At 66.7% G+C, this 23,198-nt stretch carries 24 protein-coding genes and 3 tRNA genes; 15 read left to right on the forward strand and 12 right to left on the reverse strand.

What is annotated here, in order from left to right:
- The first annotated feature begins 86 nt into the window (after nucleotides 1-86).
- Together AMK34_RS18795 and AMK34_RS18800 are read left to right on the forward strand one after the other, a co-directional pair.
- Nucleotides 87-1,472: a hypothetical protein gene (locus AMK34_RS18795; protein ID WP_073846136.1), complete on the forward strand. Its 1,386-nt coding sequence runs from the start codon at nucleotides 87-89 to the stop codon at nucleotides 1,470-1,472.
- Complete coding sequence (locus AMK34_RS18800; RefSeq protein WP_038520324.1) at nucleotides 1,472-2,437, forward strand: glutamate ABC transporter substrate-binding protein; 966 nt, start codon at nucleotides 1,472-1,474, stop codon at nucleotides 2,435-2,437. Before AMK34_RS18795 ends, AMK34_RS18800 begins: the two co-directional genes overlap by 1 nt.
- A 43-nt stretch (nucleotides 2,438-2,480) precedes the next feature.
- On the opposite strand, the gene AMK34_RS18805 is transcribed toward AMK34_RS18800, so the two are convergent.
- From AMK34_RS18805 to AMK34_RS18820, 4 genes are all read right to left on the reverse strand, one after another.
- Complete coding sequence (locus tag AMK34_RS18805; protein WP_073846137.1) at nucleotides 2,481-3,950, reverse strand: PPE domain-containing protein; 1,470 nt, start codon at nucleotides 3,948-3,950, stop codon at nucleotides 2,481-2,483.
- 20 nt (nucleotides 3,951-3,970) lie between these two features.
- Entirely contained in the window at nucleotides 3,971-4,486 is a 516-nt protein-coding gene (locus AMK34_RS18810; RefSeq protein WP_073846138.1) for a DUF3558 family protein, read from the reverse strand.
- Between the two features lie 49 nt (nucleotides 4,487-4,535).
- Nucleotides 4,536-4,952: a hypothetical protein gene (locus AMK34_RS18815; protein WP_073846139.1), complete on the reverse strand. Its 417-nt coding sequence runs from the start codon at nucleotides 4,950-4,952 to the stop codon at nucleotides 4,536-4,538.
- A 94-nt stretch (nucleotides 4,953-5,046) separates the two neighbouring features.
- Nucleotides 5,047-5,799 carry an ESX secretion-associated protein EspG gene (locus AMK34_RS18820; protein ID WP_228694761.1) on the reverse strand — a complete coding sequence of 251 codons (753 nt, stop codon included), beginning with the start codon at nucleotides 5,797-5,799 and terminating at the stop codon, nucleotides 5,047-5,049.
- A 137-nt stretch (nucleotides 5,800-5,936) separates the two neighbouring features.
- Here AMK34_RS18820 and AMK34_RS18825 point away from each other — a divergent pair, with 137 nt between their 5' ends.
- Nucleotides 5,937-8,612: a tetratricopeptide repeat protein gene (locus AMK34_RS18825; protein ID WP_038520313.1), complete on the forward strand. Its 2,676-nt coding sequence runs from the start codon at nucleotides 5,937-5,939 to the stop codon at nucleotides 8,610-8,612.
- 67 nt (nucleotides 8,613-8,679) lie between these two features.
- Here the strand turns inward: AMK34_RS18825 and AMK34_RS18830 are convergent, their stop codons facing one another.
- The 6 genes from AMK34_RS18830 to AMK34_RS18855 form a co-directional block, all read right to left on the reverse strand.
- On the reverse strand, nucleotides 8,680-9,264 hold the full coding sequence (locus AMK34_RS18830; RefSeq protein WP_038520311.1) for a PaaI family thioesterase: 585 nt from the start codon (nucleotides 9,262-9,264) through the stop codon (nucleotides 8,680-8,682).
- A 9-nt stretch (nucleotides 9,265-9,273) separates the two neighbouring features.
- Complete coding sequence (locus AMK34_RS18835) at nucleotides 9,274-10,689, reverse strand: MFS transporter (RefSeq protein WP_038520309.1); 1,416 nt, start codon at nucleotides 10,687-10,689, stop codon at nucleotides 9,274-9,276.
- Between the two features lie 214 nt (nucleotides 10,690-10,903).
- Nucleotides 10,904-11,362 carry a hypothetical protein gene (locus tag AMK34_RS18840; RefSeq protein ID WP_241832796.1) on the reverse strand — a complete coding sequence of 153 codons (459 nt, stop codon included), beginning with the start codon at nucleotides 11,360-11,362 and terminating at the stop codon, nucleotides 10,904-10,906.
- 4 nt (nucleotides 11,363-11,366) lie between these two features.
- Entirely contained in the window at nucleotides 11,367-11,924 is a 558-nt protein-coding gene (locus AMK34_RS18845; RefSeq protein WP_073846141.1) for a SigE family RNA polymerase sigma factor, read from the reverse strand.
- Complete coding sequence (locus tag AMK34_RS18850; protein WP_038520304.1) at nucleotides 11,925-12,269, reverse strand: hypothetical protein; 345 nt, start codon at nucleotides 12,267-12,269, stop codon at nucleotides 11,925-11,927.
- 288 nt (nucleotides 12,270-12,557) lie between these two features.
- A complete protein-coding gene (locus tag AMK34_RS18855; RefSeq protein ID WP_073846142.1) occupies nucleotides 12,558-13,796 on the reverse strand; it encodes a L,D-transpeptidase in 1,239 nt (412 codons plus the stop codon).
- Between the two features lie 421 nt (nucleotides 13,797-14,217).
- Between AMK34_RS18855 and AMK34_RS18860 the strand changes: the two genes are divergently transcribed.
- Nucleotides 14,218-14,421 (forward strand): cold-shock protein, encoded by a 204-nt coding sequence (locus tag AMK34_RS18860; RefSeq protein ID WP_003097368.1) that lies wholly within the window; start codon nucleotides 14,218-14,220, stop codon nucleotides 14,419-14,421.
- 118 nt (nucleotides 14,422-14,539) lie between these two features.
- On the opposite strand, the gene AMK34_RS18865 is transcribed toward AMK34_RS18860, so the two are convergent.
- Complete coding sequence (locus AMK34_RS18865) at nucleotides 14,540-14,959, reverse strand: hypothetical protein (protein ID WP_016330848.1); 420 nt, start codon at nucleotides 14,957-14,959, stop codon at nucleotides 14,540-14,542.
- Nucleotides 14,960-15,473: 514 nt separating this feature from the next.
- Between AMK34_RS18865 and AMK34_RS18870 the strand changes: the two genes are divergently transcribed.
- The 8 genes from AMK34_RS18870 to AMK34_RS18910 all read left to right on the forward strand — a co-directional run bounded on the left by AMK34_RS18870 (nucleotide 15,474) and on the right by AMK34_RS18910 (nucleotide 20,083).
- Nucleotides 15,474-15,731, forward strand: a complete 258-nt coding sequence (locus tag AMK34_RS18870) for a hypothetical protein (RefSeq protein ID WP_020633070.1) — start codon at nucleotides 15,474-15,476, stop codon at nucleotides 15,729-15,731.
- A 126-nt stretch (nucleotides 15,732-15,857) separates the two neighbouring features.
- Nucleotides 15,858-16,637 (forward strand): SCO6745 family protein, encoded by a 780-nt coding sequence (locus AMK34_RS18875; RefSeq protein ID WP_073846143.1) that lies wholly within the window; start codon nucleotides 15,858-15,860, stop codon nucleotides 16,635-16,637.
- 145 nt (nucleotides 16,638-16,782) lie between these two features.
- Nucleotides 16,783-16,855 (forward strand) — tRNA-Glu (locus AMK34_RS18880).
- Between the two features lie 28 nt (nucleotides 16,856-16,883).
- Nucleotides 16,884-16,957, forward strand: a tRNA-Asp gene (locus tag AMK34_RS18885).
- A 31-nt stretch (nucleotides 16,958-16,988) separates the two neighbouring features.
- Nucleotides 16,989-17,062, forward strand: a tRNA-Phe gene (locus AMK34_RS18890).
- Nucleotides 17,063-17,153: 91 nt separating this feature from the next.
- Nucleotides 17,154-18,071, forward strand: a complete 918-nt coding sequence (locus tag AMK34_RS18895; RefSeq protein WP_073846144.1) for a tyrosine-type recombinase/integrase — start codon at nucleotides 17,154-17,156, stop codon at nucleotides 18,069-18,071.
- 731 nt (nucleotides 18,072-18,802) lie between these two features.
- A complete protein-coding gene (locus AMK34_RS18905; protein ID WP_073846145.1) occupies nucleotides 18,803-19,408 on the forward strand; it encodes a hypothetical protein in 606 nt (201 codons plus the stop codon).
- A gap of 117 nt (nucleotides 19,409-19,525) precedes the next feature.
- Nucleotides 19,526-20,083 (forward strand): NUDIX hydrolase, encoded by a 558-nt coding sequence (locus tag AMK34_RS18910; RefSeq protein ID WP_073846146.1) that lies wholly within the window; start codon nucleotides 19,526-19,528, stop codon nucleotides 20,081-20,083.
- 3 nt (nucleotides 20,084-20,086) lie between these two features.
- On the opposite strand, the gene AMK34_RS18915 is transcribed toward AMK34_RS18910, so the two are convergent.
- Entirely contained in the window at nucleotides 20,087-21,538 is a 1,452-nt protein-coding gene (locus AMK34_RS18915; protein ID WP_241832797.1) for a twin-arginine translocation signal domain-containing protein, read from the reverse strand.
- Between the two features lie 232 nt (nucleotides 21,539-21,770).
- On the opposite strand from AMK34_RS18915, the gene AMK34_RS42705 reads away from it, so the two are divergent.
- The 3 genes from AMK34_RS42705 to AMK34_RS18930 all read left to right on the forward strand — a co-directional run bounded on the left by AMK34_RS42705 (nucleotide 21,771) and on the right by AMK34_RS18930 (nucleotide 23,153).
- Entirely contained in the window at nucleotides 21,771-22,385 is a 615-nt protein-coding gene (locus AMK34_RS42705) for a hypothetical protein (protein ID WP_143202478.1), read from the forward strand.
- On the forward strand, nucleotides 22,372-22,740 hold the full coding sequence (locus AMK34_RS18925) for a hypothetical protein (protein ID WP_143202479.1): 369 nt from the start codon (nucleotides 22,372-22,374) through the stop codon (nucleotides 22,738-22,740). Before AMK34_RS42705 ends, AMK34_RS18925 begins: the two co-directional genes overlap by 14 nt.
- Nucleotides 22,741-22,814: 74 nt before the next feature.
- Nucleotides 22,815-23,153, forward strand: coding sequence for a hypothetical protein (locus AMK34_RS18930; protein ID WP_143202480.1), 339 nt, complete (start codon nucleotides 22,815-22,817; stop codon nucleotides 23,151-23,153).
- The last annotated feature ends 45 nt before the right edge of the window (nucleotides 23,154-23,198 follow it).

The raw sequence follows: 23,198 nt of genomic DNA on the forward strand, positions 1-23,198 counted from the left end.
CCGATGACACACCCTGGTGTCACTGGCTGCGCTGATCCCGACTCGGATACCTTCTTTGCGGATAGAGCCAATGGGGAGGATCGGCGATGACGAGCACTGTGACCCGGCCGGGGAGCCCCGCGCCACCCCCCGCGCCGGAAGGCCGCGGCGGGATCGCCGGGCTGCTCGAGCTGCCGGGTAACGGGATCCGCGCGATCGTCCGCTCCGCGGCGACCACGCCGGGCAGGCTGTCGGTGATCGCGATCGGGCTCGTCCTGCTGTCGCTGGTCGCCGGGCTGTTCGGCACGCTGGCGGCGCAGGACAAGAAGGACACGATCAACGGACTGATCGACCACCGCGAACCGCTGGCCGCCGCCGCGCAACAGGTCTATCGCGCGCTTTCGGACGCCGACGCGACGGCCGCCAGTTCGTTCCTCTCCATCGGCACCGAGCCGCCCTTGATGCGCCAGCGGTACGACCGCGACATCGCGGAGGCCGGCGCGGCGCTGGCGAAGGCGGCATCGGACTCGTCCGGCGCGGGCAAGGCGGCCGAGCAGATCAACATCCTCGGCCGCGAAATCCCCGTCTACACGGGACTGATCGAGACCGCACGCGTCTACAACCGGCAGGGTTATCCCGTCGGTGCCTCGTATCTGCGCGAGGCGTCCGAACTGATGCGGGCGAAAATCCTTCCCGCCGCACAGGATCTCTACCGGACCGACACCGACCGGCTCGCCGCCGAGCAGGACGACGCGACCGGATTCCCTTGGCTGGCAACGGCTTTGATGCTCGCCCTGCTCGCCGCGCTGATCGTCACCCAGGTGCACCTGACGCGGAAGACCAACCGGTTGCTGAACGTCGGGCTCGTCGTCGCGACCGCGTCGGTGGTGGTCGCCCTGCTGTGGGGCGCGGTCGCGCTGATCGTGCAGAGCACCCTCGTCGGCAGCGGTGAGGAAGACGGTTCGCACCAGGTGGACGTGCTCGTCCGGGCCAGGATCGCGGCGCTGCAGGCGCGCGCCGACGAAACGCTGACCCTCGTCGCCCGCGGCGACGGCGCGGCGTACGAAAAGAACTTCGGCGATCTCGCGGCGCAACTCGGCGGAACGGACGGCCAAGGCGGTCTGCTGGGCGAGGCCCGCGGACTCGCGGCGGGCGGCGCGGCCGCGGAGAAGGTGGACGCGGCCATCCAAGCGGCGTCGGCGTGGTTCAAGGCGCACGGCGAGGTACGGCGGCAGGACGAAGACGGCTTCTACCAGGACGCCGTCGCCACGGCCACCCGCGACGACAAGAAGGACAGCGCGGCCGGGGCGTTCCTGCGGCTCGACGAGAACCTGGTGGCCGCGATCAACGTGGGACGACAGGAATTCCTCGACGACACCCGCGGCGCCGACCGCGCGCTGACCCTGCTCGCCCCGGGCATCGCGGTGCTGGCGGTGCTGGCGGCGGCGGGGTCGGCCTTGGGAATCCGTGAACGGCTGAGGGAGTACCGGTGATGCGGAACGGTCTGCGAACGGCCGTGCTCGGCGCGGTTTTGGTGCTGGCGACGGCTTGTGGCAGCGCGGGGGCGCCGGTCGACCCGGCACCCGTCGGCGACGTCGCGCCGCCGCTGCCCGCGAACGTCGGCGGCGCCGACAACGCCGGCGGTGGCGGAACGACCGACACGAGCTGCAACCCGCTGGCCAGCCTGCGGCCGACCAGCGGCACGTCGATCACCAGCGGCTCGACGATGGCGAAGATCAAGGAGAACGGCAAGCTCGTCGCGGGCGTCGACCAGACGACGTTCCTATTCGGCTTCCGGAATCCGACTTCGGGCCAGCTCGAAGGGTTCGACATCGACATGGTCAACGAGATCGCGAAGGCGATCTTCGGTAGTGCGGAAGGCCGCGTCCAGTTCCGGGCCATCCCGTCGAAACTGCGGGAAGAAGTGCTCGAGAAGAAGCAGGTCGACATCGTGGTGCGGACGTACAGCATCACCTGCAGCCGGCTGAAGAAGGTCAATTTCTCGACCGCTTATTACCAAGCGGGGCAACGGATCCTGGTCGAATCCGGCTCGAAGGTCGGGCAGCTTTCGGACCTCGCCGGGCGGCGGGTGTGCGCGACCAAGACGTCGACCTCGCTGACGAAGATCGCGGCGGATCCGTCGAAGCCGGTGCCGGTCTCGGTGGACAACTGGTCGGATTGCCTGGTGATGCTGCAGCAGAAGCAGGTCGAGGCGGTGTCGACGGACGACGTCATCCTCGCCGGGATGCTCGCGCAGGACCCGACGCTGAAGATCGTGGGGGACCGGTTCACCGAGGAGAACTACGGCATCGGCATCCCGAAGGAGAACGAGGACATGGTGCGGTACGTGAACGCCGTGCTGGAGAACGTCCGCGGTGGCGCGTGGCAGGCGATCTACGCCAAATGGATCGGGAACAAACTCGAGGGCGGGACGCCGCCGTCGCCGGTGTACAAATGAGAACGGGCCGTTCGGGATTCGCTCTCGAACGGCCCGCTTCGTCTTACGGGGATTTGTCGCCGATCACCGGCGGCACCGGCTTCATCTCGCCGTCGTAGCCGCCGAACAAGACGTCGGCGTCTTCCTCCTGCAGGTAGTTCGGGGCCTTCTTTTCCTTGTCCTCTTCCTTCTGCCCCTTGCCACCGGGCGCGCCGGCCCCCATCGGTCCGTGCCCGCCGCTCTTGCCCGCCGCGGCCGCGCCACCCCGGGTGACGCGCTCCTCCGGCAGCTTGCCCGACCCGGACCCGCCGCCCTTGCCCGCGAGCTTCTCGGCGTCACCGGCCGAAACCTTGCCGCCCGCGAGCCGCTCGGCGACGTTGCCGGACCCGCCGTTGCGCCCGAACCCGCCACTGGTCAACCGGTTCGCCGCACTGCCGCCCGGCCCGCTCGTCGTCCGGCCGGGTTTGCCGCGATACTGCTCGCTGCCCAGCCGCCCGAGCCCGGTCGGACCAGGCCCGTTCATCGCCGCCAACCCCGGCCCCGGCCCCGGCCGGAACGACCCCGGCGGCCCGCTGACCGGCTGATTCGGCCCCGGCACGCCGGTGTGCCCGCCGCCCGTGGTGATCCCGGGCCCCGGCGCTGGCCCGCTCGGACCACCCGGCACTCCTGGCCCTGGACCACTGTTGGGCCCAGGCCCCGGCCCGCCGCTGAAGCCCCTGGGCTCGGTGCCCCCGGAAAACCCGGACGCCGTCGTCGACTCGCCCATCTCCGGCGGCGGGGCGAAGGTGGGCTGCTTGGAATTGACGTCGAAGAGCGACTGGTCGTAGTTGTGCATCACCTGCGCGGCCTGCTGATGCGCCTGGAACGACTGCTCCTGCTTGGCCGAGATGTTGCCGACCGTGTCCACCGCGCCGGCGAGATTCCCCGTCGCGAGCTGGTTGAGGGCGTTCTTGTACTCGGCGTTGCGGTCGAAGGGGATCTCTTCGGGCATGGAGTTCTTCGCGGAGGTGGCCGCTGCGGCGGACTGGGAGAAGCGGTTGGAGGCCAGGTAAGCGCCGTCGCCCGCGGTGTCGGCCCACTTGCTGATGTTGGTGAAGAAATCGGTGACCGACTTGGCGCCGTCACCCTGCCAGTGCTCGCCCTCTTTGCCGATCGCGTCGCGGACGGCGTTGCTGAAGTTGTTCAGGGAGTTGCCCTGGTTGTTCCAGAGCTCGCCCTTCTCGTCGATGTCCAGCGGATCGAGGTCCTGCGTGACCATGTTCTTGAGCTCGCCGTGAGGGACGGCTTCGTAGCGCTGGTCCGACGGGTTGAGGCCGGTGCGGAACTGCTGGCCCTGCGAGAGCGCCGCGGCCTGCTCGGCCGAGTACTGCCCGGCCTTCGCCTCAGCCGTCAACCTCGCGGTCACGGAGTTGCCGCCGGGTCCGGCGTTGGTCTCGTTGTACGTGTCGGAGTACCGCTTGGCCTCGTACGTCCGGCCGGGATTGCCCAGCGCGGAGAACTTGCTGTCGAAGTCGTCTTGCCCGACGTTGACCATGGTCCCCTCCCGTTCCGTCGTCAGTTGCCTCTAGGCAGTTTCGGTTCAGCGGCTTCTGCGATCTCGCGGGAGAGGGCGCAGGCTTCCTCGTTGGTTCCTGTCTGTTCCAGCGTGGTTGACGCCGTCATTCGCGCGTTCGGACCGACAGCGACGGCGACTGTGCAGGCATCGGTTCCCGCGTCACCCGGGATTTCCACCGCTTCACGGCCGTTCAACTTCGAGGGGACCTTGGTTCCTTGCCCAGGCGACAGCTTGTCGATCCCGGCCTCGGGGACGAGGTAGATGCTGACGGAGGCATAGCCGCGTTTCGCGGTTCTGCAGCCGTTGTCGCTCTCATAGGTCTCAACCCTTGGAGACTCGAACCCTTTGGCCGTGGTCGTCGGTTCCAGCAGGTCGCATGCCTTCAGCGCACCGAAGATGTTCGCAGGGGCAGCGTCAGAAGAGATGGCCGTCGTGGGATTGGATGACGTTGGCACGGGGGTCGCTGTTCCAGGTGTCTCCGACGAACATGCGGTCACGGTGACCAAAGCGACCATCAGAGCCGGTACCAAGCGGTGGCGAAGGTGAAGTTTCATAGGAAAGAAGTCAGCCCTGCTTCAGATTCTTGAATGCGTCCGCGCCATTTTCGTCTTGCTGCTTGTACTTGGTCTTTGCCAGTTCGATGGCTTCATTAGCCCGAATCACGATGTCTCTCAACATGTCCAACTGCCTCTTCGCGGACAAGTCGTCACCGTCCGCAACCAGAACTGCATGGTCACCGATCCGCTGGGCGTATGGACCGGTGCCCAGCTTTGGTTTTTCCGCAAGGCGTTGAAACATGCCTTTGGTGTTGTTCCAGTCGTAGAGATAGTCGTTGACCGCCTTCTTCAGAGCCTCTCCAGCTTCCTCGCTGACAGCGAACCGCCCTTCCTTGGCGGCAGTCACCATCGCGTCGGCCTGCGCCGAGAAGTCACCCAAGATGTCCGAGAAGTTGCCCGGCGGTCCGCCGGTGCCGTCCGTCATGGTCTCTCCCCTGTACCAAGTCCCGGTTACTCGTAGCGCTCGTCAGATCACGATATCAGCGGAAACGGCCTCGAAGGCCGCCTTCCGGCGAGGATCACGCGCTGCCGACGCGGGCGGCTTCGACCAGGTCGTGGACCCATCGCGCCAGGTGAGAGCCACTCGTCGGGGTGAACGTGCGGCGGACTTCGCCGTCGGGGAAGCGGTCTGTGGTGAGCATGAAGCGGCCCTGAAGGCTGTCGAACCACTGGACGCTCTTCTGCTGCGGTTTACCCCGATCGTCGCGCAGGGTGACGCTGATCGTGCCCAGCCGCGCGAGCGGGTGTTCGAAGAAGCGGGCGGCCGCGCCCAAGCGGAGGTTGTTCGGGTCCTCGTCGAACGGGTCGTCCGGTCGTTTGGCCGGGGGGAGCGTGCTGGACGTCGTCACCCGACCGGGGAACGGCGGCAGGGACGGCAGATAGCCGAGCAGTGTCGTGACGACCTGTTCGGGGTAGACCGGCTCGAAGAGGATGTCGAAGCCGCGCTGCTGGCTCACGATGCCCAGGCGGCTGTTCCACGCACCCCGATAGAGGTATTCGGCGTCCTCCTCCACCTCGTGCGCCTCCATGGTGAGGACGAAGTCCCCGGTGGCCCAGAGCCGGAGGGATTGTTCGTAGTCGCGCAGGAGTTCGCGGCCGCGGGCGAAGCCTCGGTCGGCCAGCCCCGCCCAGATCTCTTCGCAGTGCCGCTCGCGTTCGGTGATGGTGGTTCCGACGGTCGGGATCTCGAAGGGCAGCACGAATCTGCCGAGCCCGAGTTCTTCGAGTACGACGTCGAGCTGGGCCATCGACATCGAAAATGACGCAGGCACCCGGTCCTCCCCCTCATCACCTGCTGAATCGGTTCTCTCCCGCACCGTAGCGGGTTCGACCCGGCGCGGGCACGACCTGGGCGCTCACCCCCTAAGATCTGGGGTGACGTGGTCGCGGGGGATTTCGGGAGGTACCAGTGTCGGAAGAGCCGCGCCGTCCTCGGCACGCAGCGCCGGACGACGCCACGCCGGAGCGTGAGGCGGAGTCCGCGTCCTGGACGCCGCCGGCGCCGGTCCGCTGGGAAACGCCCGAACCGTCCATTTCCGGCAGGCTCGATCTCGCCGAGCCGTCGCGGCCCAAACCGAAGCCCCAGCCGGAGACGGACGCCGAGCGCACGATCTACCACGCGCCCGTCCAGCGTCCGCAGACTCCGCCGCGCGGCCAGCAGCGGCCGATCCCCGGCGCCGAGGATCCGACGCGTCCGCCGGGCGACATGGCCCCGGTGAGCCCGCAGACCCAGGTCGTCCGCCCCGCGTGGCAGGCACCCGCCGACGCGCCGCAGCCGACCAGCGTGCTCTCCTCGCCGGCACCGGAGACGCAGAGCATCATGCCGCCGACGCCGCGCGTCGACAACGGGCCCGGGCCGCTGCCGGACCCGGGCACGGAAAGCGTCCTTCCCGAACGTTCCAGCGAAAGCCGGGGAACCGGCACCGGCACCGGGTCGGGCAGCCACGGCACCGGAACCGGGACCGGGACGGGTTCGTTCCCCGGAACCGCACGCAGGACGTCGTCCCGCACGTCGCGTCGCGGCCGTCTCGGCGCCGGGCTCGTCGACGTCCCGCAGGTGCCGTACCGCGACCCGGCGTCCGCCGTCCTCGAGAACCCGATGGTGGCCGAGGAGAAACGCTTCTGCGGCAGCTGCAGTGCCAAGGTCGGCCGCGGCAAGGACGGCAAGCCCGGTTCGCCCGAGGGCGAATGCGAGAAGTGCGGGAACCCGTTCTCCTTCGTCCCGAAGCTGCGGCCGAACGAGATCGTCGGCGGCCAGTACGAGGTGCTCGGCGCGCTCGCGTACGGCGGCCTCGGCTGGATCTACCTCGCGCAGGACCACAACGTCAGCGACCGCTGGGTGGTCCTCAAGGGCCTGATCGACACCGGCGACGCCACCGCGATGGCGGCCGCCGCCAACGAGCAGCGGTTCCTCGCCGAGGTCGAGCACCCCAACATCGTCAAGATCCACAACTTCGTGCAGCACCCGGACGGCGACACCGGCAACTCGGTCGGCTACATCGTCATGGAGTACGTCGGCGGCCAGTCACTGCGCCAGCTCGCGCTCGCGCACCACCGCGAGACGAAACGCCCGGAGCCGCTGCCCATCGGCCAGGTGATCGCCTACGGGCTCGAGATCCTGCCCGCCATGGGCTACCTGCACGGCCAGAACCTGCTGTACTGCGACCTCAAGCCCGACAACGTCATCCAGACGCACGAACAGCTCAAGCTGATCGACCTCGGCGCGGTCCGCCGCATCGACGACTACGAGAGCCCGCTGTTCTTCACCACCGGCTACAGCGCGCCCGAACTGGCGACGCACGGCGCTTCGGTGGCATCGGACCTGTACACGGTCGGCCGCACGCTCGCCGTGCTCAGCTTCGAATTCTCCGGTTACACCAGCAAGTACAAGACGACCTTGCCCGGCCCGGACGTCGTGCCGCTGTTCGCGCTCTTCGGTTCGTACTACCGCTTCCTGAAGCGCGCGACGCACACCGACCCGGACCGCCGGTTCATCGCGGCCGAGGACATGGCCGACCAGCTGACCGGCGTGCTCCGCGAGATCATGGCGCTGGGCACCGGGAAACAGCGTCCTGGCGCGTCGACCGTCTTCGGGCCGGAGACCCGCACGTTCGGCGTCGACATGGTCGTTCCGGAACACGGCGGGAGCGTGCCGCTGCCCGATCCGGGCGAAGTGGTCGCGGGGCTCCCGATCCCGCAGGTCGACACGGACGACCCGGCGGCCGGTGTGCTGGCCTCGACGGTCGCGCTCGATCCCGCGGGCGCGATCGAGTCGCTGTCCGGGGCACCGCGCGAGTCGATCGAGGTCCGGCTGCGCATCGTCCGTGCCCGGATCGAGCTCGGTGAGCTGGTCGAGGCACAGCGGCAGCTGCAGGCCGCGCAGTACCTCGCGATCAAGGCCGGTTTCCCGCACGACTGGCGGATCGACTGGTACCGCGGCCTGATCGAGCTCGCGGGCGGACGGTCCCGCGTCGCGCACGTCGCGTTCGAAGCGGTGTACGACGACCTGCCCGGCGAGATCGCGCCGAAGCTTGCCTTGGCCGTCAGCGCGGAAGGGGTCGGGGACTACTTCGGCGCCGCGCGCTACTACGAGCTGGTGTGGCGAACGGACCGCTCGTACGTCAGCGCCGCCTTCGGGCTCGCTCGCGTGTACCTCGCGCAAGGCGCCAGGGCCAGCGCGATCGAGGTGCTGGAAGCCGTCCCGGCGTCGTCGTCGCATCACGTCGCCGCGCAGGTGGCCGCGATCAAGATCAAGACCAGGATCAACGGCGGCGGCAAGGATCCGGTGATGGTGTCGGAGCGCGACCTCGTCGACGCCTCGACGCGTTTGGAGCGCCTGCAGCTCGACGCCGAACGCCGCACTCGTTTGTCGGCGGAGGTCCTCGAAGCGGCGTACGGCTGGCTCAACTCGCAGAACCAGCCGACACCGGGCGCGAAGGTCCTGGGCTGTGCCTTGGAGGAACGAGACCTGCGGTTCGGGCTCGAGCGCTGCTATCGGACGTTGGCGCGGTTGGCCGGATCGGTCGACCAGCGGGTCGAACTCGTCGACAAGGCGAACGCGATCCGGCCGCGAACCCTCACCTAGCCCCGCATTTCGTCCTCTGAACGCGGTAGTTGGGCGTACGAACCACCGCATTCAGAGGACGAAATGCTCAGGGGTTGATGTCCCACTCGCGGGCGCGCTTGGCCTTTTCGTGCGCGGCGGCGAGCTTCTGGAGCGCCTCGGGGTCTCCGTGGGTGCTGAAGTGCTCGAACTCCACCCGCACGAACAACGCCCGCGCGCGCACCGCGACAGGGCCGTCTTCGGCGTCCAGCCGCCCGTCTGCGCTCACGTAGATCTTCCGGCCGGCGATGCCGTCCAGTTTCGTGGCGATGTACAGGGTCGAGCCGACCGGAACCGGCCGGAGGAAGTCCGTCTCCAGTTTCCCGGTGACGGCGGGGCGACGCAGCAGGTTGCCGACGGTCGAGCCGAGCGCCTCGTCGAAGGCGCATGCCAGCAGACCGCCATGGGCGAGACCGGGCGCACCCTGGTGGGCGGAGGTGACGGTGAACTTGGAGTACACCGTCGTCCCTTCGCCCACCGTCGAATGCAGGTGGAGCCCGGCCTCGATCTCGTCGCCGCACCCGAAACACTCACCGAAGTGGATGCCGAGGTGGCTGCCCTGCTTGGGGGCTTCCGGGTGGACGGTCGCCGGTTCGACTTCGACCGGCGGCCACGGCTGCGAGATACGGCTCATGGAAAGACGTTAACTCGCCGGTAGCTCCGAAGCGCCGCCGGGAGTGGCCGTTTCCGGTTTCCGGCGCCGCGCGATCCGCGAGTTCACGATGCCGCGCAGCGACACCCCGGCCGTTTCGGGCAGCAGCAGGATCGGGATGGCCGCGATCGCCGCCGCGCCCATCAGGTAGTACGCGGGCCACAGGTTGTCACCCGTATTGGTCACCAGGCTGCCGATGATGTACGACGCCGTGCCGCCGAACGCCGCGGTGGAAACGCTGTAGCCGATGGAGAAACCGCTGTAGCGTTCCTGGGTCGGGAACATCGCCGGCAGCGTCGCCGCGAGCACGGCGAGGATCAGCACCAGCGGCACCGCGATCATCACCAGGCCGAGCATGAGCTGCCAGGCGTTCCGGTCGTCCGCGGCCGCGCCCATCAGCGAGAACGCCGGGATCGGCAGCACCAGGAAGCTCGCGCAGCACGTGATCAGGATGGGTTTTCGCCCGATGCGGTCGGACAGCATGCCGACCGGCACGATCAAGATCAGCATCAACCCGATGGTGGCCAGGATGATGAGCAAGGGTGTGTGCCCGCTGAAGCCGACCACGTCCTTGAGATACGTCTCCAGGTAGGTGATCACGATGTAGTCGGCGACGTTCAGCATCACCACGATGCCGATCAGGTGCAGGATCGACGTCCAGTGCTTCTTGAGCAGCGCCTTCAGCGGCGACTTTTCGACCTGGTTCTTCTTCTCGATCTCCTGGAACAGCGGAGTGTCCTCCAGCTTGTTCCGCAGGTACAGACCGACGATGCCGAGCGGGCCCGCGATCAGGAACGGCAGGCGCCAGCCCCATTCGCGCATGGCCTCGTCGCCGAGCACGACGGTGAAGATCGTGACGAAGCCGGCGCCCATCGCGAAGCCGACGAGCGTGCCGAATTCCAGCCAGCTGCCCCAGAAACCCCGGCGCCGGGCGGGCGCGTACTCCGCGATGAACGTCGCCGCACCGCCGTACTCACCGCCCGCCGAGAAGCCTTGGATGGTGCGCAACAGGATCAGCAGGACCGCCGCGGCCGGGCCGATCGTCGCGTAGGACGGCAACAGACCGATGATGAACGTCGATCCGGACATCAGGATGATCGTCAGCGCGAGAACCTTCTGGCGCCCGATCTTGTCGCCCAGCGGCCCGAACACGAAGCTGCCGAACGGCCGGACGATGAACGTGATCGCCAAGACCGCGAAGGTCGCCAGCGCGCCTTCGGAAGTGCTCGACGCATTGAAGAAGACCTGCCCCAGAATGGCCGGCATGAAGCCGAAAACACCGAAGTCGTACCACTCGATGCAGTTACCCATCGCCGCCCCGGCGACGGCCTTTCTGATCTGTTCAGGTGGGGCCTCCGCCGGTTCCCCTTTTTCCTGATGTGACGCGCTCAGCGCCTCTTCGGCCATGGGTTTGACCTCCCGACCCACCCGTTTACTTACCCATCGTCGAGGGTTTGTTCCCTCGACCGTAGGGGTTCAAACGTCCGGGTTCAGCGCTTTGGATCGGTCGTGCGAGGGCCGTTCCCCCAATACGGTGACGAACCACCAGGTGAAGCCGATGTCGGAGAATTTCCGATTACTTTGGGTCACACTTCGGGAATCGGACGTTCCGGACGGGAGATCAGCGGGTCGTGGCCGTCGTCGGAGGCTCGCTCGGCTGCTTCGTCGGCGTGGGCGCGCGATGGGGACCGGTCGTCGTCGTCCGGCCGGGTGGGAGAGACCTCGGCGTCGAACGTTGCTGATCGGTCATCGGCGCGGAAGCGGGTGGAGCCGGCGTCCCGGGAGTGACCTCCGCCCGCGGGGGCGACTCGGACGGTGCGGGGGAGACCGGTGACGGGGCGATCGTCGACAGACCCGGCCCGGCGGGTTGAACCGGCGCGGGCCCCTCGCCACCGCGACCGCCGACGGCGATCGCGCCGAACACGATCACCGCGATCGTCGCCAGCGAACTGCCCGCCACGGCCAGCCGCTTGCGTCGTCGCCGGATCCGGCCACCCCGCTCGATGATGTCCGCCGCCCGGATGCCCAGCGGGGGACCGCTCGCGCCGTGCGAAAGCACGCCTTTGATGTCCTCGTCCATCTCCTCACCTCCCATCGTCGTGCGCTCCGCTCAAGGCCAGTTCACTGAAATGCGGACCGAGCCGTTTACGCAGGGTCGCCAGACCCCGCGCACCCTGGCTCTTCACGTTCCCGGTGCTGCAGCCCAGCGCCGTGGCCGTCTCTTCGACGCTGAGATCTTCGAAGTACCGCAGGACAAGGACGGCCCGCTGCTTCGGGGCGATGCCGGACAGGGCGTGCCTGACCAGCATCTCCTGTTCCGTGCCGTTGGTTTCGCCCGGGACGTCGGGAAGGGCGTCCGTGAGCTTCTCCCGTTTGCGCCAGACGCGCCGATGCTCGGAGAGGAACGTCCGCAGCACGATCTTGCGCGCGTAGCCGTCGAGCGCGTCGTGCCGGGAGAGCCTCGGCCAAGCCAGGTACAGCTTCAGCAGCGCGGCCTGGGTGATGTCCTCGGCCTGATGCCAGTCGCCGCACAGGAGGTACGCGGTGGCACGCAGGTTGTGCGCGCGCTCGTCGAAGTACCGGGCGAACTCGCCGTCCCACGGCGAGCCCGTCCCGGTCTTCGACGAGCGGCTCGGCGTCACCTAGTTACCGGCTCCTTCGACGATGGCGGGGAGGTGCAGATCCCCGGTCGGCCCGGCGGGAACGGCCTTGGGCACGCGGTGCTCGCCCGGCGCGGCGACGGCGGGGGTCTGCGGGAGGCTCCGCGGCGGGGCGGTCGTGGCGCGGGGCGGCTCCGCCGGCCGCGTGGTGGTGGGCTCCTTGGCCGGCGGCTGGGGCGCCTGAGTGGCCGTCGGCGACGGCGCGCTCTGATCGGCCGACGCCAGCGACGTGGTCGCGAAGGCGGCGCCGCCCGCCAGCAGCAGCGCGCCGAGAGTGAGAGCGATACGAGTACGCAAGTGTGTCTCCTCGATCCGGGCGCCGCTCATTGACCGCGGCGCCTTACGTCGTTAGACATGCGTCCCGCCCCAGGCAGGGTTGCAGTGACTTTTCGCGCGCTGACGGAAAAATTTCGCCGGGCGCTCGACCGCAGGTCAGCGAGGGTAGTTGCCTCGGCGCCCGGCAAAACTTTTCCGTGGCCTTCGGCCAAGAGCGGCGCGCGGGGTGAAGTCTTCCCGTCGCGCTGACGCGCTCCCGGAAAGACGCGTCCCTCGCCCAAGCACGAACGGCCGGAGACCACAGGGGGTCTCCGGCCGCCCGGTTTCATGGAAGTCCCGTCAGCGCAGGGCAGACAAGCCCTGCCACTCGTCCCAGGAGTAGGTCCAGTCGCTGTAGTCGCGCGCCCGGTTGATCTTCTGGGTGCTGCCCTCGATCTCGACCGGATCCCCGACCAGGGCGCCGTCCATGTACGCCTTGGCGTTCGCCGGCGCCAGGTTCACGCAGCCGTGGGAGATGTTCTTCTTGCCCTGCGCCCAGATCGAAGGCGCGTAGCCGTGGATGAACTCGCCGTTGGTCGAGAACCGCACCGCGGACGGCACGACGATGTTCTCGTAGTCGTAGCGCTCGTTGGTCATCGAGTACGTGTCGTGCTTGGACATCACCACGTGCGTGCCGCTCGGCGTGACACGGCCCGGGTCGGCGTCGAGGCCGTAGCTGGCCGGGTAGTCCGCGATCTGCTGCCCGTCGCGGATCACGAGGAGCCGGTGGGTCTGGGTGTTGCCCTTGACGATCTGCGAGCGGCCGATCGTGAAGCTCGCCGAGCGGTCTTCCTTGCCGTACACGCCTTCGCCGATCTTGACGCCGTAGATCTTGGCGTTGAACTTCACCGTGGTGCCGGGCTGCCAGTAGGCCTTCGGCCGCCAGTGCACCGAAGTGTCGTCGTGGACCCAGGCCCAGGAACCCTCGGTCTTCGGCGTGGTCTCGACCGACAGCGCCTTCTCGACCGAGGCCTTGTCGGTGACCTTGCTCGGGAACGTCAGCGTGATCGGCATGGCGATGCCGTACGTCTGCCCGTCGAAGACGTTGATGTTCGCGCCCACCTGCTTGCGCGGCTTGACCGTGGTGAAGGCACCGCCGATGTCGACGGGTTTGCCGTCGGTGCCGGTGGCCTTGCCGGACCACGTGTAGGACTTGCCGTAGCCGAGCTGCTCGGTGGTGGACCAGCTCTTCTTGTCCTCGGACGGCTGCCCCGCGACCTGCTTGCCGTCGGGATTGGTCAGCACGACCTGGTCGAGCGTGCCGTCGGCGACGCTGACCTTGATGGGCTGCCCCGGCGCGACGTCCTGCGCGCCCGCGGCGGGCTCGTACGTCAGCTTGGCAGGCGCGGGCGCCTTGCCGCCGGTGTCGCTGCTGACCGGCCCGCCGCCGTCCGGCCCGCTGGCCGACACGGTCGGCTCGCTGCTGCACGCCCCCAGCGTCAGAACGGCCACCAACCCCAGTGCCGCGATCGCCGCCCGGCGGCGCGCGGTTTCCGTGAACCTCAAAGCTTCCCCTTTGCTCCCCTGTACACCGACCATGACGTCCGGACAGCCCCGTAAGTTGATCCCATCGAGAGTGATGCGAGTCACAATCGGGTGGATCGTAGTTCACGATCGGGGCATGGCCGACTTCGGTCCGTGTCCGGCGATGACCTGAGGTCGGCGTGCGGCGACAGGCTAGCGAGGGGGTCCGACAGAAGCCGGATCGGTATACGACGTTCCGGTGACCTTGGTACTTGGGGGTGCCCAGAGTCCGATCACGGGCTTCAAATATGGCCAGATCCCGGTACGCTGCCATCAGGCCGTCGTTTTGCGTGTTCGTGGCTTCACACTCGCGGAACTTCTGACGCGAGCCATGAGCCGGTGACGCGCTCTTCGCTCGACTCGTTGGAACCGCCCGGGACGGTCTGGGTGTCGCTTCGGAGGCACTCGAAGCGGATGTGCAACGAGGAGTACAGCGGTGGCGCAAGGCACTGTGAAGTGGTTCAACGCGGAGAAGGGCTTCGGCTTCATCGCGCAGGATGGCGGCGAGGGCGACGTCTTCGTTCACTACTCGGAGATCGAGGGTCGCGGTTTCCGCACGCTCGAGGAGAACCAGCGAGTGGAGTTCGAGGTCGGTCAGGGCCAGAAGGGCCCGCAGGCCCAGAAGGTCCGCGCGATCTGAGTCCGCCCTTCAGGCGTTGCTCAGACTGATCGGAAAAGCCCCCGGCGATCTCGCCGGGGGCTTTTCCCTTTGCCGCTCAAGCTTCTTCTGATGTGCTGTTCCGTTCCGGGGCGACGGGTCAGCGGGGGACGGGCTGCTCCCACGCGTTGGCGTCGAAGCGGAATTCGTCGGTGTGGGCTTCCTCGTGGCGGCGCTGCTGGGCCGAGTTGGCCTGCGACTCCCACGAAAGGCGCTCGAGGATCCATTCCTGCGCCAGCGCCTGCGGCGACAGGTTGCGCTCGGCGGCGGCGTCCTTGAGCTGTTCGCAGGCGATGAGGTTCATCCGCAGCTGGAAGACCTGCGCTTCGCCGAAACGCTTGCCGGTGCCGGTGCTCTCCGGGTCGTTTTCCGGGGCGAGGGCACGAAGGTAGCTGGTGAGCTCCGTGTCTTCGACGACCGCTTCGGCCTCCTTGGTGGGGGAGTTGCGGTGACGACCGGGGTTGACCGGCTTCAAGTTCGTGCGGCTGCCGCTACGACGGCTGAGGGAAGGAAGGGGCACCGGGTCACGATAACGGTTCGGTCTCGGCAAACCAACCACAGTGAGCCACGACACACCCAATTTCTTGTCTCGAATGGCCCAGCACCGACAGGAAAACCTTTTCTCGTGATCACAAACCGCAGCCGGAAGAGGAATGATCAACAGGACCGGTCCTGGGCTGCCAACCGCCGCCGCAAGGAACCTGGGGTCTGGGGGTGGCCCCCAGAAAACGGAGCGACCCCCGCGCCAGGGGGAGGAACGCGGGGGTCGGAGGGGATCTCCACAGGCGCTGACCGGGGGTGTGTCAGCAAATCGATTGTTGCACGGTTTCCTGAGAAGGGCGAGTGGGCGCGGGCAGAATTCCGGTCAGGGCGCCACCTCTGGTTCGCCTGTGGTTCATGTGGCGCGGGTGTGCGCGTGATCGCTCTGCGTTGTGCGGAGCGTGGCGACAGGTTCACTCTCCGGGGGGCTGTGTGTCGCGGCCGGCTCTGGCTAGCCTCGCGGCCAAGCTGTTCGTTGGCCGTCTGGAGGAACCATGGGTGGGTCTGTGGAAGTGCGACAGTTCCTCCTTCGGTACGAAGGTGCCGATGGGGGAAGCTCGACGACGTTGGCCGGTGGTCTGCCGGCACAGCGCACGGGTCAGGGGGATGCCCAGCGGGTGTCCGACGACCAGGTGCGGCGTGCCCGGCTGGCGGTGGCCAACGGGGCGCTGGGCGTCGATGACTGTGTCCAGTTGCTGGACATGCTGGGGTTGACGCTGGACGAGGACGGGCAGGCGCCCGTCCAGCGCTGAGTTCGTTCGTTCACGAGGCCCGGTCGCGCGGGGTGTGCCGCGCGGCCGGGCCTTCGTTCGTCCTCGACGACCGTCCGTCAGTTGTGTAACACTGTTATCAAACAACTGGCGGGAAGGTGTGGCGACATGGCCGACGAAGCGGCGATCGCGGTGGCGCGGGAGATCCGGGGTCCGGTGCAGGTGCTGGGCGGGAAGTTCATGACCTCGCCGGAGCTCTCCGAGGTCGAGACGGAAGTGGGGTTGTCGCCGCGGTCGCTGTACCTCCGCGGCCGGTCCGCGGTGCTGGGCGACCCGCCGCCGAAGGTGGTCTCGGAGCTGTTCGGCATCTTCCCGTCGTGGCTCTTCGAGTTCGCTCTTCCGTCCGCGACGGCGGCGCTCGACGCGGCCTCCGCGGTCCGTGCCTACTCGCGGTCATCGGCGAACTGGGGGTGCGTCAATCTTTCGGGTGCCGACGACCCCGGCCGTTCGGCGGATCTGCTGTTCCGTCTCGTGGATGCCGCGGACGCGAGCGGTCTCGCGTTGTTCGCCGGCTGGCAACTCGCCGAACGTCCGGCGGACGACGCCGAGCGGCTGGCGTTCGCGCTCATGGTCTTCCGCGAGTTCCGCGGCGGCATCCACTTCGCGGCCCTTCGCGCGGTGGGCCTGACGGTGCCCGAGGCGGTCGTCGCGGATCCGGAAGGCGGCCGTGGTCGTCTCCTGCGCACCGCGTGGTCCGAGGAGGCCGCCGACGGGCTGATCGCCGCGGCGGAGGCGAAGGGCGATCTGCGGCAGCGGTGGCGGCAGGCGGAGGACCTGACCGATCGGCGCGTGGCCGACCTTCTCGACGTCACTCTGACGGACGACGAGCAGGAGGAGCTTCGGCGCCGTCTTGGAGCCCTGCGGGCAGCCTCGGCCCTGATATCCTGAACTCGCCGCGTTCTCGCAGGTCCCAGCCCTGTGAACAACTAGAGGACCCCCTGTGCGGGAGCCGAAACAGGGGTGTCCTATAGTTATGTTCGCTCCCGGGGACACCGGAGAGCGCGGGTCGGTCGGTTCGCCGAAACCGAACCGGGCTCCCATCGTCCAGCGGCCTAGGACTCCGCCCTTTCAAGGCGGCAACGCGGGTTCGAATCCCGTTGGGAGTACGCAGTACAGTTACAAAGCAGTATGCAAGGCCCTGTGGCGCAGTTGGTTAGCGCGTCGCCCTGTCACGGCGAAGGTCGCGGGTTCGAGTCCCGTCAGGGTCGCAAGATCGTTCGGCTCCTCGCCGGCGTTCCCGGCCAGGTAGCTCAGTTGGTACGAGCGTCCGCCTGAAAAGCGGAAGGTCGCCGGTTCGACCCCGGCCCTGGCCACTTTTCACCCCTGACCTGCGGAAATATCCGCCGGTCGGGGGTTTCTTCGTTTGCACAGTGCTCAGTGACACTCCGCTTGGAGGATCTGAGTATGCAGTTACCCCACGACTGGGCGTCCCTGATCAAGGACTGGGAGAGGGCGCTCAAGGCCGAGAACAAGTCCGATAGGACCATCGGCATCTACACCACTGCGGCCCGCGACTTCGGTCTCTGGGTCAACCGCGAGGACGACATCGCGCCCGACGAGGCCGGCACTCATGAGGTCCGCGACTTCGTGGCCCACCTCATCGAGCGGACGTCCCCCGGCAATGCGAACACCAACTACCGGGCTCTACAGCAGTGGTTCAAGTTCTTGATCATCGAAGACGAGATCGAGACGAGCCCGATGGTGAACATGAAGCCGCCTTACGTGCCTGAGAAGCCGGTGCCGATCGTGCCGGACGACTTGCTCAAGCGCGTATTGGAAACGTGCAAGGGTAAGGACTTCCAGTCGCGCCGCGACACGGCCCTCGTCCGGATCTTCTTCGACACAGGTGCGCGCTTGTCGGAGATCGCGAATCTCACGCTCGACGACATCGACTTCAACGTCGACGCCGTCCGGGTCGTGGGTAAGGGCAGCAAAGAGCGCGTGGTGCCGTTCAGCCCGAACACGGGCACGGCGTTGTCGCGCTATCTCCGTGCGCGGAAGTCGCACAAGCTCTCTGAGCACGAGCGGGTTTGGCTCGGTATCAAGAACCGCGGCCCGATGACGCCTAACGGCATCGGGCAGATGCTTCGTCGGCGTGGTCGTGAGGTCGGCGTCGAGGCGGAGATGGGCCGGCACCTGCACGCGCACCTCGGCCGACATGCTGCCTCGCACCACTGGCAGGCCAACGGCGGTTCCGAGAGCGACCTTATGCTCGTGATGGGCTGGACTTCGCCGCAGATGCCGAAGCGGTACGGCAAGAGCGCAGCAGTCGAGCGCGCTCACGCGTCGGCCCGGAAACTGCGGCTTGGTGATCGGTTCTAGAAGGTGACACGGGTGCGCTGTGCTGGTGATCATGAACGAATCGAAGATGACACCAGCGCAGCGCACCCTACGAGCCAAGCTTGCGGCACACGCGTCTTGGGCGAATACGGCGAACCGAACGACCAGGACGGAAGCAGCACGCAAGGCGTCGCACGACCGGTTCGAGCGACAGGTCGACCCGGATGGGACTTTGCCGCCCGACGAGCGCCGACAGCGTGCAGCCTCGGCGCGTAAAGCGTTCTACACGGCTATGGCCTACCGCAGTGCACAAGCTCGTCGCCGGCCCTCCCTGCCAGAGGGTTAGGGCTGTTCAGGTTCGACGACGACGGCATCGGGCGCCAGAGCTGCGCCGACTGCCTGTGGATGACACGCGGGCGTTGCTGTGGGTACACATGTGGATAACTGACCCGTTCGTGTGGATAAGTTACCGCTGTGGAGTGAATCCGCTGGTCAGCGTGTCAAGCGGGCGCTAGTGCACGGCAAGAGTCGACATGTGGACTGACAGCGGGTGTGTGCGCGGGAGACTGCCGTCGCACTCATGTTCTAGAATCCCAAAAGACCCCAGGGGTAGCTGACCTGGAAAAGGGCCAACCCCTAGGGCCTCGGGTGTTGCGGACACTTCACCCTAACGCGGTCTGTGTAACGAACACAGGCTCAACAACCCTAAGTGTGGCCCCGGTCACAGTGCTGCCTGCATTAGGCAGGTAGCTCGAACCGGGAAGGTGGGCCCGATGGCCTACGTAACTCTGCCGACTTTCGTCGGCTTCACCACCAGATCTGGTCCGAAGCGGGCTACGTTCGCTCAGAACGCACGTCGGCTCTACGAGAACCCCGAGAAGGGCGCGTTCGACTTCTACCTTCGGGCGGTCAACGCGATTCGTGCTGGCCGGGCGAAGGACGCTGACGAGATGGCCATGGCGTCCTTGGTCGACCAGGCCAACGTCAAGTCGCGTGCGCACTTTGCGGCCGTCTCCGAGGGGTGGCTCGCCTACCTTGGTCGCCGTCGGCCCGAGCTTGTCGATGTCGGTCGCAGCCGATGGGGGTACGGGGCCTTCGAGATCGGTATTAGTCCTCATCTGGCGATCAAGCGCGGCGGCCAGGTGTTCGTGGTTTGGCTCTACCTCAAGGCGGAGCCGCTCAACCAGGACGGCGCCAACGCGGCACTTTGGCTCATGAACGAGGTTATGGACGACCTCGCACCTGGTGCCAAACCGTTGGTCATCGATGTCCGGCGGGCGAAGGAACACCATCTCTCCGAACGTGACCGCCTCCGTATCGGGCGATGGGTTCGGAGCGAAGCGTCTTCGTTCCTGACCCTCTGGGACGCGGCAGCGTAAAGGTTCCGGCTGTGATGGGGCAGCGCTCCATCACAGCCGGTGTCACGCAATCAGCCCTTGCGTGATCTGCGCGCTAAACGCGCGCTCCGGGATCGATGCGCCGTAGCATCTACTCACGTGGCCACGGAACCCAATGGGCAAGAGCTGACGCGCTGGAAGATCCACGGCGAGCGACTCGTCGACGACACGCGCCGTGACCACGTGAGCATCGCCTCGGTCGAACTGCCCGACGGCGTGAAGTTCGAGCAATGGGTCTTCCGCATCCGCCCGGCCGCGATGATGGCCGTTCTAGACGATCAAGACCGGGTGCTCATGCTGTGGCGGCACCGCTTCATCATCGACCGGTGGGTGTGGGAGCTGCCCGGCGGTTACGTCAACCCGGACGAAGATCCCGCGGTGACTGCGGCGCGCGAGGTTGAGGAAGAGACCGGCTGGCGCCCGCTCGAGGTCGAACCGCTCGGCTCGTTGCAACCCATCGTCGGCAGTGCTGACGCCGAGAACCTGCTGTACGTGGCTCGACGGTCTGAGTACATCGGTGAGCCCGAGGACATCAACGAAGCCGAGCGGGTCGCCTGGATTTCGCTCGACACGGTCCGGGACCGCATCACCAAGGGCGAGATTGTCGGTGCTGCCTCGCAGGTCGCGCTACTTCACGTCCTCGCGTTCTACCGCTGAGCCCTACGTCGGTGTAGGAACGCCAACGGCTTTCATTTGTGCGTAGACCGAGCGCACCCGGTGGTCGGTGCGGTACGGAGAAAGGCGCCGGCCGACGTCTGCGAGGTAGGCGCCACCCCTGATCGACCGAACGTTCTCGCTCATCCGCACCGCCTTCGCTGCCTCGGCGCACGCCTCGTCGACGCGGCCTTGATCAGCGAGGATCGACGAGAGAAGGGCCGTATTGAACAACCGGCCTCGGTCGTACCCGTCGCTCATGCCGAGCGACCGACGGGCGAACTGCTCGGCGTCCGCGGGGTGGCCGAGGTCGCGGAAGGTATGAGCGAACTTGGCCGATAGGTAGGCGCTGTCGAAGTAGCTCAGCCACCCCGGCCCGGAGCCGGGCACGAATCGCTCGAAAGCGCGCTCGGCTTCGCCGAGCGCCGCGAAGCAGGCTCCGGTGTTGCCCTTGAGCGCCTGGCCGTGAGCCTCCAGCACGGCGGCCTCTGCTTGCAGGGCGGCCAGGCCGGATCGTTTCGCCGTTCGCCTGGACGCGAGCGCCATGTCGACGGCGGTGTCGCGGGACAGGTTGAATGCTGCATGGTGCGACATAGCGGCGAGCATCTCGGCCTCGAGCGCATCGTCGCCGGCGTCCTGCGACAGCTTCAACGCTTCGCGCAGGTGCCGTTGCCCTTCCGCTGCATTGCCGACGTCGTAAGCACTCCAGCCGGCGACCTGGCGCAGCTCGGCGGCGGCTGCGAAAAGCTCGTTGCGAGCCGTTGCTGTCCTGCTCGTGTCGTTCAGCATTGGCGTCACGCTCGAGGTCAGGTAGCTGGTGATTGAAGTCGTTCCGCGGCTGTGTCCGCCGCCGAACCGGTTGTCGAGCTGGCGGAACGTCTCTGTCATGTGACGAACGATTTCGGCGTCGGTACTTCTGGGCTTGGTCGGTCCCGACGCGGCCGCCGGGCTCGAGCCAAGCAATGACGCGCCAATCGCTGTGACGCCTACGCCTGCGGTCTTGATGAACTGTCGCCGTTGCACGTCATCGAGGCTAACCACGACTGTCGACTCGGCCGATTCTTCGGGCGTATGGGAAACGCTGAACCAGAGCAGCGAGCGTGGCACATGCAGAGCCAATGCCCAGCGCTCGAGCTTGTCCAGGTCGCTCGGACGCCGAGCGTCGTCAGCCTCGAGACGGCTCACTTGCCCTTGCGTGAGGCCGACCCACAGGCCGAGCGCAGCTTGCGAGACATGGGGCTTGCGCACTTGGCGGTAGGCCGCAAAGAGCCAGCCGAAATGACGCGCCTTGAGGGCAGTGCGGATGCTGTCCGCTTCCCAGAACGCGGCGGGTTGTGGCTGCGCTTCGTGCGAGATCAGCCGGCGAGAGCAGATGCCGCAGTGGTTGCTTACGCGGTCGCGAGCTAGTCGTGCGCCGCACGCCTCACAGGTTCGCGCTGCTCTCCGCACCCTGGTCACCCCTCGTCCATCGTTCACCGCGCAGTGTATGCGAGTCGCCACGCTATGTCGCCGGATTCCATACAAGGTATGCATGGAATCCGGCGTTAAGACGCTGTACCTGCCGGATCTCATACGCCGATGTCGTTTTCCGCGGGGGTTCTTCGGCGGACGCTCATTGCATGTACGAGGTAGCTCACGGTAACAACGCCACGTCGCACTACGTTGCGTCCCTGCTTGACGGGGTCGCCGCGTGAGCGCCGGCGAGGTTGCCGTGCGCGCCGTGATCGGTGCCGTTGCTGGCGCTGCTGCGGTTGCTGCCTTGGTCCCGTACCTGCGCCACGCTCGTCGACACCGCACGCGCTTCCTCGACGAGCAGCGGTCGGCCAAGCCGCGCAACGGCCGGAAGCCGGCAGGCATGTCCGGCGATCCCCTCGAATTCGTGGCGGGTGCGGAGAGAAGGCCCCTCGGTCCTCCGCGCCCGCCACGCTCCAACGCTGCGACCGCTCGTCAGAAGGTCGCCACGACTGGTGAGGTTTTCGCGCGGGCGGCGGCGTCAATTCCCGAGCGTGACCGGGTGATGGTCTGGCGCGAACTTACCGACGAAAGCCGACCATTTCGAGTCGCTTACCGGTGGGCGACAAGTTTCGGCAAGCTATTTACGCTTGGCGTCCTTTTCTTTGTAGCTTCCATCGTTGCGCTTCTTGGCGACTATTCGCGTGTCGTTCTGGTGGCAACCTTGTCGGCTAGTGCGATCCTCGTCGGAATTCCGGCGGTCAAGTTGCACCGTATCGCGTGGCAGGCACTCAACCTGTCGGCCGGCGTGTACGTAGTTGCACTCAAGGGAGAAAATCATGTGGACGAGTGAAGATGCTCTCAAAGAGTTGGTCTCCCGCAACTTTCGAGCCATTGAACTTGCCGGTTCGCCGGGTCGGCCGGAAATGCTGTTGTTCTCGCGGGGCTGGGAAGAACCCTATATGGACGAGGTTATCGTCAGGGGCGAAGATGACGCGACCGCGTGTAGGCGGCGGCTTGCGGACGGCGTCGACTTACTCGAGCGCAAAGACTACGTCTGGTACAAGGATGGGTCGGTGGTCGAGGTTGTCGACGAACTGATTTTTCATCTTCCTCACCCGGCCAATCCTGCGGCCCCAAAGCTGGTGATACCGACTCCGGGCACGCTTTGGCTCCCGCCTGGTGCTCGAACCGAAGTCCATTCGTAGCGCTACTCAATTCAGACAGTGGGGCTCTTATGTCTTTTGTGACTATTGCTGGCGCGGTTATCAGTCTTACGCTCATGGCGCTGGTCGCTCTTTTTCTGCGCGTCTATGTTTTCGCGTCGAGCACGGGGCGACATGCGCTCGGTGTCGATGTTGATAATGGGAAGCGTTGTGTCGATATTAGCCTTATCGGCGTTGGAGAAGTAGTTTATGCGCAGGTTGTCGATGAAATTATCGACCAATGTGAACTTGGCTTGGCTTTTAACGACGACTTCCCAACTGGTTTGAGTCTGGTTCGCCCGTATCTCGAACACTTCTACCTCGAAAGCGAAAAAACTATCGAATTCGCTGCCATTAAATGGTTTGGCGACGACGAATTCGAGAGCGTGAGCGGACAGCTCGAGCTCGTCGCATGACAGGCACACGGTGCGAGGTCGCACGAGCACCACCCGCGCGAGAAT

The sequence above is a fragment of the Amycolatopsis sp. CB00013 genome (genome assembly GCF_001905755.1).
Lineage (GTDB): Bacteria > Actinomycetota > Actinomycetes > Mycobacteriales > Pseudonocardiaceae > Amycolatopsis > Amycolatopsis japonica.

Excerpts from the sequence above, each read along its gene's own strand:
- AMK34_RS18795 (WP_073846136.1), top strand. The coding sequence starts at position 87 with ATGACGAGCACTGTGACCCGGCCGGGGAGCCCCGCGCCACCCCCCGCG.
- AMK34_RS18800 (WP_038520324.1), top strand. The coding sequence starts at position 1,472 with ATGCGGAACGGTCTGCGAACGGCCGTGCTCGGCGCGGTTTTGGTGCTG.
- AMK34_RS18805 (WP_073846137.1), bottom strand. The coding sequence starts at position 3,950 with ATGGTCAACGTCGGGCAAGACGACTTCGACAGCAAGTTCTCCGCGCTG.
- AMK34_RS18810 (WP_073846138.1), bottom strand. The coding sequence starts at position 4,486 with ATGGTCGCTTTGGTCACCGTGACCGCATGTTCGTCGGAGACACCTGGA.
- AMK34_RS18815 (WP_073846139.1), bottom strand. The coding sequence starts at position 4,952 with ATGACGGACGGCACCGGCGGACCGCCGGGCAACTTCTCGGACATCTTG.
- AMK34_RS18830 (WP_038520311.1), bottom strand. The coding sequence starts at position 9,264 with ATGAGCCGTATCTCGCAGCCGTGGCCGCCGGTCGAAGTCGAACCGGCG.
- AMK34_RS18835 (WP_038520309.1), bottom strand. The coding sequence starts at position 10,689 with ATGGCCGAAGAGGCGCTGAGCGCGTCACATCAGGAAAAAGGGGAACCG.
- AMK34_RS18840 (WP_241832796.1), bottom strand. The coding sequence starts at position 11,362 with ATGGACGAGGACATCAAAGGCGTGCTTTCGCACGGCGCGAGCGGTCCC.
- AMK34_RS18850 (WP_038520304.1), bottom strand. The coding sequence starts at position 12,269 with ATGAGCGGCGCCCGGATCGAGGAGACACACTTGCGTACTCGTATCGCT.
- AMK34_RS18855 (WP_073846142.1), bottom strand. The coding sequence starts at position 13,796 with ATGGTCGGTGTACAGGGGAGCAAAGGGGAAGCTTTGAGGTTCACGGAA.
- AMK34_RS18870 (WP_020633070.1), top strand. The coding sequence starts at position 15,474 with ATGGGTGGGTCTGTGGAAGTGCGACAGTTCCTCCTTCGGTACGAAGGT.
- AMK34_RS18875 (WP_073846143.1), top strand. The coding sequence starts at position 15,858 with ATGGCCGACGAAGCGGCGATCGCGGTGGCGCGGGAGATCCGGGGTCCG.
- AMK34_RS18895 (WP_073846144.1), top strand. The coding sequence starts at position 17,154 with ATGCAGTTACCCCACGACTGGGCGTCCCTGATCAAGGACTGGGAGAGG.
- AMK34_RS18905 (WP_073846145.1), top strand. The coding sequence starts at position 18,803 with ATGGCCTACGTAACTCTGCCGACTTTCGTCGGCTTCACCACCAGATCT.
- AMK34_RS18925 (WP_143202479.1), top strand. The coding sequence starts at position 22,372 with ATGTGGACGAGTGAAGATGCTCTCAAAGAGTTGGTCTCCCGCAACTTT.
- AMK34_RS18930 (WP_143202480.1), top strand. The coding sequence starts at position 22,815 with ATGGCGCTGGTCGCTCTTTTTCTGCGCGTCTATGTTTTCGCGTCGAGC.